This is a genomic window from Lactobacillus porci (genome assembly GCF_009695985.1).
Taxonomy (GTDB): Bacteria; Bacillota; Bacilli; order Lactobacillales; family Lactobacillaceae; genus Lactobacillus; species Lactobacillus absianus.
In genome coordinates this window covers 29883-45571 of the sequence record NZ_VUMX01000008.1, presented here as the reverse complement: position 1 = coordinate 45571, position 15689 = coordinate 29883, and the positions used below count along the sequence as shown (strand labels likewise).

The window sequence follows — 15689 nt, the reverse complement described above, 5'->3', positions numbered from 1 at the left end:
TGCTCCCTTTCATCTAGTTCCTAAATACTCGTGCGTATCGAAGTATATTGCCGGTAGTATTCCAGAATATCAGGAGAAACTTGGGGATTGGTAACCAATTCATCGATATCATACAGGTTGTAGAACTGGTAGAAGTCGCGGTGGTTAAACTTATACATGTCCGCGACGATGATCCGCCGCTGGGAATTTCGCAGGCCAATGCTCTGCGTCTGCCCTTCTTCGATGTCCGCGGTGAGCAAGGCCGCGTCGCTGATGCCATTGACGCCAACGAAAGCCTGGTCGTAGTTCATGGCATCCAATTCGTTGTTGGACAGGGCGCCGTAAAAAGTCCCGCTGACCCGGCGATAGGAACCGCCTACCAGAATCAGCTCGTAATTATGCGGGTTCTCCCGGGCTGCCTTAAAGACCGGCAGCGAATTGGTCACGATCCGCAAGTTCTCTTGTTTTAAGTCAGCGACCATAGTTTCCAAAGTGGTTCCGGGGCCAACATAGATCGTATCGCCGTCGTGTACCAGCGACGCGGCAATTTTAGCAATTTCTTGCTTCTCTTGGATGTGAATGCCCCGCTTCTGCTGGAAGCTCCGCTCCACCCCGTCCTGGCTGGAAATGGCTTGGGCGCCGCCATGCAGGCGGATCACCTTGCCAGACTTGGACAACTCGTCTAAGTCGCGGCGGATCGTCATTTCTGAGACCTGCAGGCTTTTTGCTAAATCAGCGACCGAGATGAAGTTCTCCTCGGTAACCATCTTCATTATCTGATCAAGACGTTCTCTTTTTAACATACTATATGCCTCTTGATAGCAGATGTTTGGCTATGTTCACTTACAAACATAATATAACATCTACAAACACTTTTTGCAAACTTTTCCACCGAGATGACTGTGTTTCCACTGCTCTCTCCTATAATTCTAAAACAAATGTATGAAAAAGCTGACACCTTTTTGACAAATTCGAACAAAAAAGCGTCAGCCTTAACAATGAATTGTTTATTTTGGGCCAAAATTGGCCTAATTACCACTTAATTAAAAGTAATCGACGTTGCCAGCAAATTGTACAACTCTGGGAAAACAACTTGTTCCCCTTTCTTTTAGCTCTCCCACCTTGCCATACTGATCTGACAACCCACGAAAGGCCTCAACACAGACAAAAGATGCCTGCTTCTTTTCTGGACTCCAAACGGCTAAGAAAGGAAAGTCGTGCAGATCCATGGTAATTGAGTGGGTATGACTGCTAGTTAGTTTAACAGTCGAAATATCATCAGCATTATAGATTTTAAGGCCTTTGTCCAGCATTGGATAGCTCAATGGCAGACTGGAGTCCTTGAGCTCAACCGCTGCTTCTTTTTCACTTCTAAATGGTGCTGGATCAATCAGCAAATCTGTCAGCTTCTCCTGTTCTGGTGCAAAGTCTAAGCGGTAGTCAGCCACATCGCCTTCAATATTGAAAGCAGGGTGGAAACCCAACGAATAGTACATCGTATTTGCAGTAAAGTTGTTAATTCGATTAGTAATCACTGGACAGTCCTCGCTGCAAAGAACCAGACATGGTAACCATAGAAGCATTATTGAGCAAGCCTTTGAAGTGATCCAAGAACTTGTCCCCATCTACTTCAGTTAAGGTTGGACCTGCTTCAAGCACTTCGGTCTGCTTACCACCATCATGAAGAATGGCAATGCAGCTGCGAGTCTCTTGGTCAATGTGATAGAACTTATAAGGCAGGTCCAGGTCAAAAAGCTGCTTTTCGATAAATTTACCAAAGTAGCCACCGGTAATCCCCGTAGCTAAAAGATCACAATTTAGAATGTTAATAACCTTGGATACGTTTAAGCCTTTACCACCGACAACTTTGCTGACCTTATCACCTCGATTGACGTCATCAATCTTCAGATGTTCACAAGTGGATAAGAAATATCAATTGATGGATTCATTGTGACCGTTAAAATCATTTTTCTGCTTCTTTCTTGTGTTAGCTTTCGATTATTTTGGGATTGAACTAAGAATTCATTAATAGTCAAACTTCCAGCTGACGTGTCGGCGCCAAGTCTTACCTGGCTCAAGCGTAATTTCACGCAAGTCATTGCTCGGAGCAGGCGCGTTTTGGGCCTCTAAGGTCAAGCCACCATATTGCGGCAGGTCCTTGACCAGCTTTTCCCCCTTGCCAAAACTGTTGGCCGTATAAATGACGATTGCTGGCGCGTTCGTGCTCATCTTCATGGAAACCTTGCCATCGCTAGCCACAACTTTAGCAGCAGTCTTTTGCCCATTCAAAATAAATGGATGATCCAGCCCCTCACGCAAGGCAATCTGTGCATCCCCGCTCTTTAAGGCTTCCCCCATGCTCTTGCCCTTTCTGAAGTCAAAAGCCGTGCCTTCAACTGACTCCATTCCGCCGACCGGCAAGCCATCTTCCTTCACTGGCAGATAATAGTCCGCGTCAAGAAACAGCCTGGTCTGGTTGATCTCGGTCCCCAGGCCGTCCAGGCAAAAGTAAGTATGGTTGGTCGGGTTAAAAATTGTCAGCTTGTCTGAGTACGCCGTCAAATCATACAAAAGTTCACCAGAATTATTCAAAGTGTAAGTTGCCTCCAGCTGCAGGTTGCCGGGAAAGCCATTATGACCATCTGGATCAAGCAAACTGAAGTGAACGGAGACAAAGTCTTCCCCCCGCTCTGGTCTGAAGGACCAAACCTGCTGGTCGGTCCCAAAGCCGCCGTGAATGTGATTTTCGCCATCGTTGATTGGCAATTGGAGGATATGGTCACCGTTCTTCCACTGCCCGCGCCAGACCCGGCCGGCAATCCGGCCAACCGTCCCGCCTAAGAAATTGCGCTCTTTGCTATAATCCTCTGCTTGCTTTAAAGAGAGGATGACATGGCGCTTTGCCCCATCTACCGGAACAGCCACGTCTTCTAAAGTGGCCCCGTAGTTCAGGAGCTTAACAGACATACCATGATCATTTTCCAGGACAAACTCGCAAAGGTCTCTCCCTTGAAGCCAGCCGTATTTTTTAAATGTTAGTCTCATATTTTTTGTTTCCTTTTTGATCAAAAATGTTTACTTTTTGTTTGAAAGCGGTTAAAATGTTAACTACAAACAAATTGTAACAAATGAGGACACAAAAATGAACACTGATTTTTTAAAAAATAATTTTGAACAGATTTTTAATCAACAAGCAGCCGACCTCTTCTTCTCACCAGGCCGGATCAACATCATCGGTGAACACACCGACTACAACGGCGGCCACGTCTTTCCTTGTGCCATCAGCTTAGGGACCTATGCCGCTTACGGTCCCCGGGCAGATAAGAAAATTGCCGTCTGCTCCGGTAACATGGATGACGACCTGGTTATTTTCGAAATTGGCGACCGCGAGTTAGAAAATGACCCTGACCACAAGTGGATCAACTACTTCAAAGGCATGACCGCCTACGTACAAGACGAGACAAGTGAAATTGACCATGGCTTCAACCTCTATGTTTGGGGCAACCTGCCATACGGGGCTGGCCTGTCATCATCAGCCTCAATTGAAATGCTGGTTGGCCACGTTTTAACTGAAGAATATGAACTGGAAATCGATCCAGTCAAGCTGGCTCAGCTCGGCCAGAAGACCGAAAACGAATTTATCGGTCTCTCTTCCGGGATCATGGACCAGTTTGCCGTCAACATGTCCAAGAAAGACCATGCTATCTTCCTTGACTGCGCGACTTTGCAGTATGACTACCTGCCACTGGACTTGGGCGACTACGAAATCATCATTATGTCCACCAACAAGAAGCACACCCTGGCTGACTCCGCCTACAATGACCGCGTCCGTGAATGCCAGGAAGCAACTTCCAAGCTGCAGGAAAAGCTCAGCATTGACCACTTGGGCGATATTGATGAAGAAACTTTTGACGAATACTCCTACTTGATCAATGACGAGACCCTGCTTAAGCGGGCCCGCCATGCCGTCTTTGAAAACCAAAGAACCATCAAGGCGACCAAGGCCATGGCAGACAAGGACTTAGACCGGCTGGGCCGTTTGATCAATGCCTCCCACGTTTCCCTGCACTTTGACTACGAAGTTACCGGCAAGGAACTGGACACCCTGGCGGGAAGTGCCTGGCAACAAGAAGGCTGCCTTTGCGCCAGAATGATTGGCGGGGGCTTTGGCGGCAGCGCGATTGCTATCGTCAAAGAAGACCAAGCCGAAGCATTCAAGGAAAAGGTCGGCAAGATCTACCAAGACACCATTGGTTATGCCGCCAGCTTCTATGAAGCCAAGATCGTTGACGGAACCCACAAGCTGTAAGAACTAAGGAGACAAGAAAGCAAAATGCTGATTGAGAACTTCGTGCAAAAAATTATCGCTAATACTGATTACCAGGAAATGGACCGGGTCTACCTTTTCAACCGCCTGCAGGCCCTAGTTGGCGACGGAGACGTTGAGGAGCAGGCTTCCGGCGAAGACAGCTTGCTGCAACTGGTTGACCTGGCCGTTGACAGAGGCAAGATTCCGGATGACGCGACCAGCCGGGAAATCCTGGCCGACCAGCTGGCCGACCTCGCGACCCCGGCCCCAAGCAAGGTCAACGAACTGTTCTGGAACAAATACGATGAAGATCCAAAAGCAGCCACGGACTGGTTCTATGACCTCTGCACCCACAACAATTACGTTAAGAAGACCGCGATTGCCAAGAACATCGTCTTCTCCGGCACCAGCTCCTATGGCCACCCGCTGGAGATCACGATCAACCTCTCCAAGCCGGAAAAGGATCCTAAAGCCATTGCCGCCGCGGCCAAGAAGAAGGACACCGACTACCCCAAATGCGACCTGTGCCTGGAAAACGAAGGCTACTTGGGCGACTATGGGAAGAACGCCAGAAGCAACCTGCGGATTATCCGGATCAATATCGGCGGGGAGAAATGGGGGATGCAGTACTCCCCTTATGCCTACTTCAACGAGCACTGCATCTTCTTGGACCAAATTCATGAGCCAATGGTCATCAACCAGCAGACTCTAATCAACCTGCTGGAAATCGTTAAGACCTTCCCCCACTACATGGTCGGGTCAAATGCTGACCTGCCAATCGTCGGCGGGTCGCTCCTGTCGCATGAGCACTACCAGGGCGGTGGTCACCGCTTCCCAATGATGAACGCGGCAATCAAGGAGGAGCTCACTTTTGCCGGCTACCCAGCAGTCCACGGCGGCATCGTCGACTGGCCAATGAGCGACATCCGCTTGATCAGCCAGGATACTGAAGCCTTGATTGAACTGGGGACTAAGATTATCAAATCCTGGCAAAAGTACAGCGATCCCGACCTGGGGATTGTGGCCGAAGACAAAACTGCCCGCCACCATACAGTCACGCCAATTGCCCACAAGGACGGGGATGAATATGTCTTAGAGCTGGTTCTGCGCGATAACAACACTAGCGAGCAATACCCTCTGGGCATCTTCCACCCGCACCAGGACAAGTGGCACATCAAGAAGGAGAACATCGGCTTGATTGAAGTCATGGGCCGGGCCATCCTGCCAGGCCGTCTGAAGGGCGAACTGGGCGAGGTCAAGAAATACCTGCTTGGCCAGGACAACCAAATCGCTGAGATCCACCTGCCATGGGCTAAGCAGCTGCAAGCAAAGCACCCAGACATTAGCCAGCAAAACGTTGATGAAATCCTGCAGCATGAGTTGCTTGACATCTTTGACCAAGTCCTCGCCGATGCTGGCGTCTACAAAGCCGATGCGGCCGGCGAGGCAGGCTGGCAAAAGTTTTTAGCCACGATTGGCGCTGAAAATAATTAAGCCGGAAATTAAAAGGCATGAATCCAATTGCTTGGATTCATGCCTTTTTTGGCCGCGATTTTTCCCTAGGCCTTAAACTTGCCCCAGTAGGCGCCGCCGTAGGCCCACTTCAAGTGGCTTGGCACGCCGATGTAGTGCAGGGAGTAAGTTCCGCCAGTATAAGAAACGGAGAAGCCGTAGTAGTCCCAGTCGCCATCATAATGACCGCCTTGGGTGTTCATCAAGTCACCGGCGTGGGACCATTCCCCGTACTGGCTGAGCTGGCTGACCTTGGCCAGATTGGCGGCCCGGTAGCCAAAAACCATCGTCTTCAAGCCAAAGTAGATGTCCTTCTTCATGGCCGTCATGGTCACCAGCTTGCCATCCTTGAAGCCCGCCATGTCTTCAACGTAGTTGTAGTTGCCAGGCAGGCGAAGGCCTGCCTTGTTGCAGGCCCGGACGATTCCTGGCACGTAGTGGCCGGTCGCGATCGTCTTCTTGTTGGCCACGTATTCGGCCGCAATGTACTTGGCCAGCGTCTGGCTGCCCTTGCTGTACTTCCACTTGGGCAAGCCCATCTTGCCCCGGGCATCGTTGATGAGGCGCAGAGAGTAAGTTGCCAAGGTCTTGGCTTGGCCCGGCGCCACCTGGCCATTCTTCAGGGTCACGACGGTCTTGTTGTCCTTAGCCGACTCGCCTTGGCCCTTTTGGTCAAAAGTATTGGCCTTCATCCCCTTGACGTTGATCTTGCGCCACTTCTTTAGCCAGGCAGCATTTTTCTTGTTCTTGAGCCACTTCTTCTGCTGGGACTTGGGCATTTCTGAATACAGGTACGCCTTCTTCAGATTGGCCTTCGTGTAGCCCTTCGGCAGCGTGAAGCGGGCCTTGGAATAAGCAGCCGCTTGTGCTGGCGCTGCTTGCATGGCCGCGAAGCCCGCGCTGGCCAGCAAAGCGATCAAAGCCGTCTTGACGATTTTCTTCATCCGTTAAACCTCAGTTCTTCTAATCTTTCCTAATATTCCCTCAATTTTATTATAACGCGGGTATTCTTTCTACGGCAAATTGTCTGTTTTTTGCAGAGAAAAAGCCCAAGCTTAAAGGCTTGGACTTTGCTCTAGATTATTAAGTTTTAGATCAGCTAATAAATTTTAGGCTTAGTACCAGCCGTTAGCTTCCCAGAAGGACTTGGCTGCAGTCCATGAGCCGTAGCGGCTTGCAACGTAGCTGTCGGCTGCGGCTTCTTGAGCTGCGGCTGAAGTGTTGCCACCCAAGAGGCTGCGTGAAAGTTGGTACTTGCCGTAGTAGTTGCCGTTTGAGGCAGTGTATGAGCCACCGCTTTCCTTGTTGGCGATCCAAGCCTTGGCAGCTGATTCTGATGAAGAAGCTGATGAGCTTGAAGTCGTTGATGAAGCTGATGATGAGGTATTTGCGGCTGAGCTGTAGCTATTTGAGTAGTTAGAGCTGGTATTTGAGTAGCTTGAAGCATTTGAGCTTGAGCCGTAGTTTGCATAGCTTGAAGCATTTGAGTTGTTGCTGTAGCTGTAGCTTTGCGTGTTTGACGCAACGTTTGACTTGTAGCTGTAGTTGTTGGCGCTGCTTGCAGTGCTGTTAGTCGTGTTTGATGAAGCGGCAGCATCGTGGGTGTACTTGGCCAAGATCCATTGACCAGCCCCGATCTTGTACCACTTGTGACCGGAAAGGTCCTTGGCAGTCTTTAAGACAGTCCATGAACTGCCGTCCTTGGCTGAACCGGTAACTTTGGCATTTTCGTAATTACTCCAGGTGGCAATTGATTGTCCATCAATGTAGTCAACGGTAACAGTTCCACCAACAGTGGCTGCGTCCGCTTGACCATTCGTGCCTAAGCTGATCGCTGCCACGCCAGTCAAAGCCAAGCCTGCAGCAAATACTGATTTAAGTACGTTAGATTTGATGTTCAAAAAAATTCTCCTTTGTGGCAGGGTCCTCTGGTCGCATCTGCGGTAGCGCCCTGCCGTAACTCGTATATGTCATTCCTGACAATGAATATAGTAACAGGGGAAAGTTGCAAAATAATTCCAAGCAAGTGACGGGAGAGTTAAGAGAATGTTACAAAACCGGACTTTTTTGTAACATTTGCCGAAAAAAGCGGCCCCCTGCCTTACTTGCCCAAGCTTTTGGACGATTGGACCTAAAGTGACGTGAAAGTGCTTTCTTCTGTCGAAAATTGGGAAAATCTGCCCCTTTTTTCCTGATTTTTGGGCAAAAAAGGACCCGCTTCACCCATTTTTAACCCGCAATTGCCCTGAATTTTACCTTCTGTTACATGGCTGAAAAGCAAAAAAAGAACACCAAGCAATGCTTGATGTTCTACGATGGGTCGTCAGGGGATCGAACCCTGGACACCCGGATTAAGAGTCCGGTGCTCTGCCAGCTGAGCTAACGACCCAAATAGGTTATTCAATTGTTCACGCCGAAGCATGGATGGGTCGTCAGGGGATCGAACCCTGGACACCCGGATTAAGAGTCCGGTGCTCTGCCAGCTGAGCTAACGACCCAAATGGGTTATTTGATTGTTCACGCCGAAGCGTGGATGGGTCGTCAGGGGATCGAACCCTGGACACCCGGATTAAGAGTCCGGTGCTCTGCCAGCTGAGCTAACGACCCGAATGGGTTGCGGCTGACTTTTCGTCAACCGACATTTATTTATTATACAGAAATACTAGGCCAATGCAAGACCTTTCTTCAAAAAATTGCAAATTTCCCTCTTTTCCCCTTATTTTAGCTTAAAATTCCCGCGACAAAAGGATTTTTTGGCCTGAACTTGTGAAAAAAGCTGCAGCAACCCACTCTTTTCGAAGCTATTTTCTATAGGTACATATTCGCACCTAATAGTACCCTACTGACGCGTTTCCCAAAAATACGCTCCGCACAACGCAAAAACTCCTGCCGACGTCTTGTCAGCAGGAGCTTTGCATCCCTAACTAGTCTTCCAGATACTTGACCCCAGTCGGGGCAACTTCCAGACGGCGGATTTCATCCTTTAACCCAGCCTCTCTGACCCCGTTGACGAAGTCATTGATGTGCTGCGGGTCAACCAGGCTCATGACCGTTGGACCGGCACCGGACAAGTAAGTGGCAATGGCCCCGTGCTTGTGGCCCACGTTGCGGATAATCTCCAGTTCCGGCACCAATTGGCTTCTGTAGCGCTCATGGAAGAGGTCGCTCTCCATCAATTCCCCGGCCTTCTGGTAATCTTGGGCAAAAAGCGCGGCCACGGCCGTATTGGCGACGGCGCTGGCCTGCACCGCATCCGCGAAAGTCAGGCTCTTGGGCAAAACGGCCCGGGAATCGCTGGTCTTTAAATTGTAGGCAGGAATGTAGGCAATCAAGGCAAAAGGCGGTACCGGCGCCTTAACCGCGGTAAAGTGCCCGTGGACCTTGCAGCCGACAACCAGGCTGCCCAGAATGGTTGGCGCCACGTTATCCGGGTGCCCTTCCATCTGCGCGGCCATCTCAATCTTTTCGTGGTCTTCCAAGCCCAAGTGGCCCAAGCGGTCAGCAATCTCAATCCCGCCCACGATGGCACTGGAGCTTGAGCCTAGGCCGTGAGCCAGCGGAATGTCTGAGTAGACGCGCAGCTTGTGCGGCGGCAAGTCCGGCTTCACCTTCAATGCGGAAGCGACGATCATGTTCGTTTCGTCATGAGGGATGTCAGTCATCTGGTGGTCAACGTACCAGTGGCTCGTTTCGCCCAGCACTTCAATGGTCAAATACAGGGAAATCGCAATCCCGATAGAGTCAAAGCCAGGGCCAAGATTGGCACTTGATGCGGGAACCTTAATCTTCATTGCTTTTTCTTACCTCGATTTATAAATACAAAAATTGACAGTTGGACCTTGCGGTCGCATTTTAATCATTTTATCATGCTTAGCCTTTTAGAAAAATGCTTAAGCCGTTATAATTGAGTCAACAACACCAAAATTTAATGATATTTATGATTTCGTTACTTTTATTAAAAATCAGGAGGTACCATGATTTATCGCAGTACTCGCAGCCATGACTGGCAAGTTTCAGCCGCTCAAGCCATTATTCAGGGCCTGGCCCCTGACGGTGGCTTGTTCGTGCCCGAAGAATTCCCCGCAGCCTTTACTGAAGACGAGCTCAAAGACCTGTTCAGCCTTTCCTATCAGGAGCTGGCTGAAAAAGTGCTTAGCCGCTTTTTGACTGATTACAGTCCTGAGCAGCTGCATGAAATCGTCAAGGGCGCCTATGGCGACCAATGGGATGACGACCGCATCGCCCCGGTTTCTGAAGAACGCGGCGGCAATTACTTCTTGGAGCTCTTCCACGGCCCAACCCTGGCCTTTAAGGATATTGCCCTGCAATGCCTGCCCCGCTTGATGAAGACCGCCTTGGAGATTCAACATGACAGCCATGAGATCGTCATTCTGACCGCCACTTCCGGGGACACTGGGACCGCGGCCATGCGCGGCTTTAGCCAGCTGGACAAGACCAGAGTCATCGTCTTCTACCCTTACCAAGGCGTAGCCCCAATCCAGCTGAAGCAGATGCTCAGTGAATCCGGCGGCAACACGGTGGCAATTGCCGTTAAAGGCAACTTCGACCAGGCCCAGACCAACGTCAAGCGCATTTTCTCTGACAAGGAATTCGGCGCCGAATTAAACGAACACGGCTTTGCCTTCTCCAGCGCCAACTCCATGAACGTCGGCCGCCTGCTGCCCCAAGTCGTCTACTACTTCTATGCTTACGGCCAATTGGTCAAGCGCGGGATCGTTCAAGCGGGCGGCTTGGTCAACTTCTCCGTTCCAACGGGCAACTTCGGCGACATCCTGGCCGGCTACTATGCCAAGAAGCTGGGCCTGCCAGTTGGCAAGCTGATCTGCGCCTCAAACAAGAACAAGGTCTTGACCGACTTCTTCAAGACCGGCATCTACAACAAGAACCGGGAATTCTACGTGACCAACTCCCCGTCAATGGACATTCTGGTCTCATCCAACCTGGAACGGCTCTTGTTTGACATCTGCCAGGATCCAGCAACGGTCAAGGGACTGATGGCTGAGCTGAATGAAAAAGGCCGCTACCAGCTTCCTAAGGCTATGTACGAGAAGCTGGGCACCTTCGCGGCTGACTTTGCCACCCCAGCGGAAATCGAGGGGGAAATCAAGCGCGTCTACGCGGCCAGCGGCTACGTGATCGATCCGCATACCGCCGTGGCTTCCCTGGCCGCCCACCGCTTCAAGAAGCAGGACGGCGCCCACCCGACGGTCGTCTTGTCAACGGCTTCGCCTTACAAGTTCCCGGAAACGGTCTACCACGCCATCAGCGGCCTGGAAGTCAAGCGGGCGGGGATGCCAGCCCTCAAGCAGCTGACCGACTTTACCCACTACCTGCCAAAGTCAATTGAAAAGTTCCTCGGCCACACCGGCGCGGAAACCGTCATCGAAGCCAGCGACATGCCGGCTGAAGTCAAGCAGATCTTGGGCATTTAAGTCAAAGAAAAAGCCATCATGAAGGAAATCATGATGGCTTTTCTTGTATATTGGATTGCTTAAAAAATAAAAAATGGAGGATATAGGGCTCGAACCTATGACCTCCTGCTTGTAAGGCAGATGCTCTCCCAGCTGAGCTAATCCTCCATATGACCCGTACGAGATTTGAACTCATGTTACCGCCGTGAAAGGGCGGTGTCTTAACCACTTGACCAACGGGCCATTATTTGTATTTGCCGTCCCTCACCGAGGCACGATTATTATTATACGGAACTGAGCCGAAAAAGCAAGCCTTTATTAGAAAAAAGCGCAAAATCTTTTTGCCAAAAAGGGCTTGCACTTTTCTTTCCCTCTGATATACTAATATTTGTGCTTGCGGGCTTGGCGGAATTGGCAGACGCGCAAGACTAAGGATCTTGTGACCGCTTTAGGTCGTGGAAGTTCAAGTCTTCTAGTCCGCACCAAAGACAGCCGGAGTCAATTTTGACTCCGGTTTTTTGTGCCCAATTTACAATTATTTCAGTTGTATTACGGTTAACGCCTATATTTGTACATGCTCTTGCATGCATGCTATAATTTTTCCAGAGTAAACGCTTTAGTGGCGTTATTTTTGTGTGAGAGCAACAATGTCTTAAGTCTTTGAGGAATCAGTCAATCATCAGGAGCTCAAAGAAAGGCAAAACAAAAAATCAAGAAAAATAGAAGAAACAGGTAGGAACTAACATGAGTAACATAATCAACCGCTGCGCCCAAGCCGAAGACAAGCCGGCTGTGCGCACTTTTTATATGGAAGTCTGCCGGCACCAGGTGTATGACGAATATGGTCCCAGTTGGCACTGGGGCAAGTACCCTACTCAAGACGGCCTGGCCGAAGCCGTCGACCAGCAGCAGTTCCTGCTCAGCTTGAAAGACAACCGCATCATGGCCGCCTGCCAGCTGACCGTGGGCAATGACCCCATCTACCTGCCCTTTGCCTGGCCAACGCCAATCAAAGACGACAAAGAGATCGCCATCATCCACTTGTACGCCGTCCACCCCGACTTCCGGGGCCAGGGCTTGTCAGCCGTGCTCTTGAACTACGCCAAAGAAGCAGCCAAGCAGCTTGGCTGCAAGGTCATCCGCATGGACTGCAAGTCCGGCAACCTGCCCGCCCGCAAGCTGTATGAGCGCAATGGCTTCAACTATTTTGCAACCGCCAAGGTCCGCTACAAGGATACCGGCCCAACCAGCTGCGACCTGCTGGAATACGTGCTGAAATAGCCTTAGAACACAAATGAAACCACAAAAGAACCAGCATCGCTGCTGGTTCTTTTTTGCTCATTTTTCACTTTTCTCGCTTTCCGGCCTACTCTTCGTTCTTGTAGATGGCTTCGGCCTCTTCTGGCCCAATGTCGTCATCCTCAAAGTCGTCAAAAGTATAGTCCATGTCCTTGTTGCGGTCTCTCAAGAAGGCGTAAGCCACTTCGCCAGCATAGATCAAAATCCCCAGAATCCCTAAGCACAGGGCCAGGGTCAACATCGTTTTTTTCTTGTTCTTGTCCATTGCAGTTACCTTCTTTCGTTTGCTAATCAATGCTGTTCTTACCTCGATTATAGCCTCCTTTTCGCACACATGAAAGCAAAAAAGAAAGCGCCAACAGGAAATTGGCCCTTTCTTCCGTATCTTTTGCAAATTATCTTTTTCATTTAGCTAAATCGTCTGGTTGCGCAAGAGCTTGACCGGCATGACGTAGCTGTTCTTGTCCAAATGTTTGTCAGGATCGGCAATCCGCTCATACAAGAGTTTGACCAGCAAGGCCGCCAGATCGCCGATCGGCTGGACGATCGTAGCCAATTCCGGCAGATAGGTCTGCACCAGCTTGGTCCCGTCAAAGCCGATCACCTTCAGGTCTTCCGGAACCCTGATCCCCAAACGCTGGGCCTGCTTGAGCAGCAGGATCGCGGTCAGGTCGTCTGAGCAGAAGACCCCATCAAGCTTGCGGTCGCTTTGCAAAAGCTCCCGCATGGCCATGGACTTGGCTAAAGGCGACTCATAGAAGGCTGACCGGGCCGTGTGCGATGGCAAGCCAGCCGACGCCATTGTGTCCATGTAGCCCAAAAAGCGCTTGGTGGTCGGATTGCCAGTCTTTGAGGGGTTGCCGACAAAATAGATGTCCTGGCAGCCGGCATCGATCAGGGCCTGGGTGGCCAGGCATCCCCCGTGATAGTTGTCTGAGGTGACGATTGGCACCTTATCCGACAGGTCCCGGTCAAAAGACACGATCGGCAGGCCGACACGCTGGTATTCCTCCAGTCCCAGATTGTGCGAGCCCGTGATGATCCCGTCGACCTGGTTGGCCTCCAGCATCTGCAGGTAGCGGTGCTCCTTGTCGCTGTCGCGGTCGGCATCGCACAAGAGCAGCCTGTAGCCGTCATCGGCCAGGGTCTGCTCAACGCCCGCCACCAGCTCCGCGAAGAAGGGGTTGGTGATATTCGGGACGATCATGCCGATCATCTTGGTCTGCTTGCCCTGCAAGGACCTGGCCAGGGTGTTGGGCTGGTAGTTGAGCTCCCGCATGGCCGCGAACACCTTGTCCTTGGTCTTCTGACTGATGTAGCCGTGATTGTTGATCACGCGCGACACCGTCGTTGGCGAGCAGCCTGCCTTTTCAGCAACGTCTGTAAGCTTTGGCCGCATAATTCTCCCCTTCCTCTAAAAAATGCAACTTGCTTAACTTTTTTGTCAAACTACATGTCTTTCAGCTGCCACAGGCTGCCCTTGTAGTCGATGCCCGTGCTCATCTTGGCGTAGGTGTTGCCAGCTGGGGCAAAGAAGCGGCCGGTCAAGACCTCCTGACCGCCGTCAACGAAGACTTCGATCAAGGAATGGTCGACAAAAATCCGCAGCTTCAGTTCCCGGTTCTTTGGCAGGGCCAGCGAGCGGGTGGTGCCGTAGTCAACGTTGACGTCAGCGCCGACATTGCCCCGGTCCAAGGTCAAGGAAGCGTGGCTGCCCGTTGAGAAGCTGAGCTTCAGGCCCTGCTCAAAGTTCTTGTCGGCCGCCAGGGTCAAGGTGCCTTCCTGATCCTTCTTGATGGCCAGCTTAAGCTCATACTGGCCGCCTTCATCAAATTCCAGGTCCCCGTCCAGGCTTTCCGGATAGCGGCGCAGGCTCTTCATGGCCGCAACCGGCTTTTGCACCAGCTTGCCCTTCTTGATGGACAGCTTCTTGACCTGGCTCAGGCAGTTGGCCCAGCCTTCATCGTCAGTCGGGTAGCTTGAGTCCGGCAGGCCGACCCAGCTGATGGCGTAGGCGTTGCCGTCCGGCGCGTTGAAGGCCTGGGTGGCATAGACGTCAAAGCCGTAGTCCAAGTTGATTGGGGCCTTCTGCTTGGTGACGAAATGGCCGCTGTCAAAGTCAAAGCTTTCGCCGATCCAGTACATGTTCGGGTACACGTCGTCATAAGCGGTGATCCGCTTGTCCAGCCCTTGCGGGCAGAAGATGAAGACCGGCTTGTCGTCAACGAAGACCAGGTTCGGGCATTCGATCATGTAACCCATGTCCGGCAGGTCAACGTAGCCCAGGTCTTCCCACTGGCCATCAATCTTGTCGGTGCGCCAGATGCTGATCTTGCCAGCCTGGTTCTTCTTGTCCTGCGCCCCTAAGATGGCGTAGTACTTGCCGTTGTGCATCAGAATCTGCGGGTCGCGGAAGTGCTCGGTCACGTGGTCTGGCGCCTCGATCAAAGGCTTGTCCAGCTTGGTGACCTTGCCGGCTTCATCCATCCAGGCCCCGATTTGGTAAGAGGTCCGGACCCAGTTTTGATCGCGGACGTTGCCCGTGTACATCAAGAAGAGCTTGTCACCAATCTGGCGGGCTGAGCCGGAATATGCCCCGTGGCTGTCCAGCTTGGTGTCCGGCAGAACGGCCTGGCCCAAGTTGGTCCAAGTCACCAGGTCATCTGAAACCAGGTGCACCCAGGACTTCAAGCCGTGAACGGCGCCGAATGGGTATGACTGGTAGAAGACGTGCCATTGGCCATTATAGTAGGAAAAGCCGTTGGGGTCGTTCAGCAGGCCGCTGGTCGGGTGAATGTGGTAGTGCAATTGGTACTTCGACTTGGCTGCCTGGCTCTGCAGCTTCAGCAGGGTTAAGGCTGACCACTTCTCATAAGGAAGATATCTTTGTTCTCTTGTCCACTCCATATTTGATTGCCTCGCTTCATTGCTTAATCTGAATTCGAACTGTTCTTAAATTCTCTGAACTACCATTCAATTGGTAGAAAACCACTTGTTCTCGCAGATCACAAATGGTTCTGCGATTATTTATATTGTATGAATAAAGCGCTAACATGTCAAACGGTTGACATGTTAAAAATACTATAAAATTGCTGGGCGGAAGATTTTTTTGTAAAATTTTGTGTCAAACGATTGACATATTAGCTGGTAACCGCTAT

Annotated in this window: 13 protein-coding genes, 6 tRNA genes and 1 pseudogene; 5 read left to right on the top strand and 15 right to left on the bottom strand. The window is 51.0% G+C overall.

Annotation, left to right across the window (positions count from 1 at the left end):
* Positions 1-20 precede the first annotated feature (20 nt).
* The 4 genes and pseudogenes from FYJ62_RS04215 to FYJ62_RS04200 form a co-directional block, all read right to left on the bottom strand.
* Complete coding sequence (locus FYJ62_RS04215) at positions 21-782, bottom strand: DeoR/GlpR family DNA-binding transcription regulator (protein ID WP_154548044.1); 762 nt, start codon at positions 780-782, stop codon at positions 21-23.
* Positions 783-1022: 240 nt separating this feature from the next.
* On the bottom strand, positions 1023-1514 hold the full coding sequence (locus FYJ62_RS04210; RefSeq protein ID WP_154548042.1) for an aldose epimerase family protein: 492 nt from the start codon (positions 1512-1514) through the stop codon (positions 1023-1025).
* Positions 1507-1946 (bottom strand): annotated as a pseudogene (locus FYJ62_RS04205) (PfkB family carbohydrate kinase); the annotation flags it as partial. The gene FYJ62_RS04210 and the pseudogene FYJ62_RS04205, both read right to left, overlap by 8 nt.
* A 58-nt stretch (positions 1947-2004) precedes the next feature.
* Positions 2005-3024, bottom strand: coding sequence for an aldose epimerase family protein (locus FYJ62_RS04200; RefSeq protein WP_154548040.1), 1020 nt, complete (start codon positions 3022-3024; stop codon positions 2005-2007).
* A gap of 97 nt (positions 3025-3121) precedes the next feature.
* On the opposite strand from FYJ62_RS04200, the gene FYJ62_RS04195 reads away from it, so the two are divergent.
* The gene (locus tag FYJ62_RS04195) at positions 3122-4288 is read left to right on the top strand and encodes a galactokinase (RefSeq protein WP_154548038.1); all 1167 of its coding nucleotides are present in this window, start codon (positions 3122-3124) and stop codon (positions 4286-4288) included.
* A gap of 24 nt (positions 4289-4312) precedes the next feature.
* Entirely contained in the window at positions 4313-5782 is a 1470-nt protein-coding gene (locus FYJ62_RS04190; RefSeq protein ID WP_154548036.1) for a UDP-glucose--hexose-1-phosphate uridylyltransferase, read from the top strand.
* 65 nt (positions 5783-5847) lie between these two features.
* Here the strand turns inward: FYJ62_RS04190 and FYJ62_RS04185 are convergent, their stop codons facing one another.
* From FYJ62_RS04185 to thrB, 6 genes are all read right to left on the bottom strand, one after another.
* On the bottom strand, positions 5848-6744 hold the full coding sequence (locus FYJ62_RS04185; protein WP_154548034.1) for an SEC10/PgrA surface exclusion domain-containing protein: 897 nt from the start codon (positions 6742-6744) through the stop codon (positions 5848-5850).
* Positions 6745-6915: 171 nt separating this feature from the next.
* The gene (locus tag FYJ62_RS04180; protein ID WP_154548032.1) at positions 6916-7701 is read right to left on the bottom strand and encodes an aggregation-promoting factor C-terminal-like domain-containing protein; all 786 of its coding nucleotides are present in this window, start codon (positions 7699-7701) and stop codon (positions 6916-6918) included.
* Between the two features lie 415 nt (positions 7702-8116).
* Positions 8117-8189, bottom strand: a tRNA-Lys gene (locus FYJ62_RS04175).
* 36 nt (positions 8190-8225) lie between these two features.
* Positions 8226-8298, bottom strand: a tRNA-Lys gene (locus FYJ62_RS04170).
* Between the two features lie 36 nt (positions 8299-8334).
* Positions 8335-8407 (bottom strand) — tRNA-Lys (locus FYJ62_RS04165).
* Between the two features lie 317 nt (positions 8408-8724).
* Positions 8725-9591 carry a homoserine kinase gene (gene thrB / locus FYJ62_RS04160; RefSeq protein WP_154548030.1) on the bottom strand — a complete coding sequence of 289 codons (867 nt, stop codon included), beginning with the start codon at positions 9589-9591 and terminating at the stop codon, positions 8725-8727.
* Positions 9592-9774: 183 nt separating this feature from the next.
* Here thrB and thrC point away from each other — a divergent pair, with 183 nt between their 5' ends.
* Positions 9775-11253: a threonine synthase gene (gene thrC / locus FYJ62_RS04155; protein WP_154548028.1), complete on the top strand. Its 1479-nt coding sequence runs from the start codon at positions 9775-9777 to the stop codon at positions 11251-11253.
* Between the two features lie 74 nt (positions 11254-11327).
* Here the strand turns inward: thrC and FYJ62_RS04150 are convergent.
* Together FYJ62_RS04150 and FYJ62_RS04145 are read right to left on the bottom strand one after the other, a co-directional pair.
* A tRNA-Val gene (locus FYJ62_RS04150) sits at positions 11328-11400 on the bottom strand.
* Between the two features lie 3 nt (positions 11401-11403).
* Positions 11404-11475: transfer RNA gene (locus FYJ62_RS04145), tRNA-Glu, on the bottom strand.
* A gap of 153 nt (positions 11476-11628) precedes the next feature.
* Here FYJ62_RS04145 and FYJ62_RS04140 point away from each other — a divergent pair.
* Both FYJ62_RS04140 and FYJ62_RS04135 read left to right on the top strand, forming a co-directional pair.
* A tRNA-Leu gene (locus FYJ62_RS04140) sits at positions 11629-11717 on the top strand.
* A 259-nt stretch (positions 11718-11976) separates the two neighbouring features.
* On the top strand, positions 11977-12513 hold the full coding sequence (locus tag FYJ62_RS04135; RefSeq protein WP_154548026.1) for a GNAT family N-acetyltransferase: 537 nt from the start codon (positions 11977-11979) through the stop codon (positions 12511-12513).
* A gap of 85 nt (positions 12514-12598) precedes the next feature.
* Here the strand turns inward: FYJ62_RS04135 and FYJ62_RS04130 are convergent, their stop codons facing one another.
* From FYJ62_RS04130 to FYJ62_RS04120, 3 genes are all read right to left on the bottom strand, one after another.
* Positions 12599-12796, bottom strand: a complete 198-nt coding sequence (locus FYJ62_RS04130) for a hypothetical protein (RefSeq protein ID WP_154548024.1) — start codon at positions 12794-12796, stop codon at positions 12599-12601.
* A gap of 147 nt (positions 12797-12943) precedes the next feature.
* Positions 12944-13930: a LacI family DNA-binding transcriptional regulator gene (locus FYJ62_RS04125; RefSeq protein ID WP_154548022.1), complete on the bottom strand. Its 987-nt coding sequence runs from the start codon at positions 13928-13930 to the stop codon at positions 12944-12946.
* Between the two features lie 50 nt (positions 13931-13980).
* Entirely contained in the window at positions 13981-15438 is a 1458-nt protein-coding gene (locus tag FYJ62_RS04120) for a sucrose-6-phosphate hydrolase (RefSeq protein WP_154548020.1), read from the bottom strand.
* Between the last annotated feature and the right edge of the window lie 251 nt (positions 15439-15689).

What these genes read in the sequence shown, in the direction of transcription:
- FYJ62_RS04200 (WP_154548040.1), bottom strand. Translation starts at nt 3,024, where the DNA reads ATGAGACTAACATTTAAAAAATACGGCTGGCTTCAAGGGAGAGACCTT.
- thrC (WP_154548028.1), top strand. Translation starts at nt 9,775, where the DNA reads ATGATTTATCGCAGTACTCGCAGCCATGACTGGCAAGTTTCAGCCGCT.
- thrB (WP_154548030.1), bottom strand. Translation starts at nt 9,591, where the DNA reads ATGAAGATTAAGGTTCCCGCATCAAGTGCCAATCTTGGCCCTGGCTTT.
- FYJ62_RS04195 (WP_154548038.1), top strand. Translation starts at nt 3,122, where the DNA reads ATGAACACTGATTTTTTAAAAAATAATTTTGAACAGATTTTTAATCAA.
- FYJ62_RS04130 (WP_154548024.1), bottom strand. Translation starts at nt 12,796, where the DNA reads ATGGACAAGAACAAGAAAAAAACGATGTTGACCCTGGCCCTGTGCTTA.
- FYJ62_RS04125 (WP_154548022.1), bottom strand. Translation starts at nt 13,930, where the DNA reads ATGCGGCCAAAGCTTACAGACGTTGCTGAAAAGGCAGGCTGCTCGCCA.
- FYJ62_RS04135 (WP_154548026.1), top strand. Translation starts at nt 11,977, where the DNA reads ATGAGTAACATAATCAACCGCTGCGCCCAAGCCGAAGACAAGCCGGCT.
- FYJ62_RS04190 (WP_154548036.1), top strand. Translation starts at nt 4,313, where the DNA reads ATGCTGATTGAGAACTTCGTGCAAAAAATTATCGCTAATACTGATTAC.
- FYJ62_RS04215 (WP_154548044.1), bottom strand. Translation starts at nt 782, where the DNA reads ATGTTAAAAAGAGAACGTCTTGATCAGATAATGAAGATGGTTACCGAG.
- FYJ62_RS04120 (WP_154548020.1), bottom strand. Translation starts at nt 15,438, where the DNA reads ATGGAGTGGACAAGAGAACAAAGATATCTTCCTTATGAGAAGTGGTCA.
- FYJ62_RS04185 (WP_154548034.1), bottom strand. Translation starts at nt 6,744, where the DNA reads ATGAAGAAAATCGTCAAGACGGCTTTGATCGCTTTGCTGGCCAGCGCG.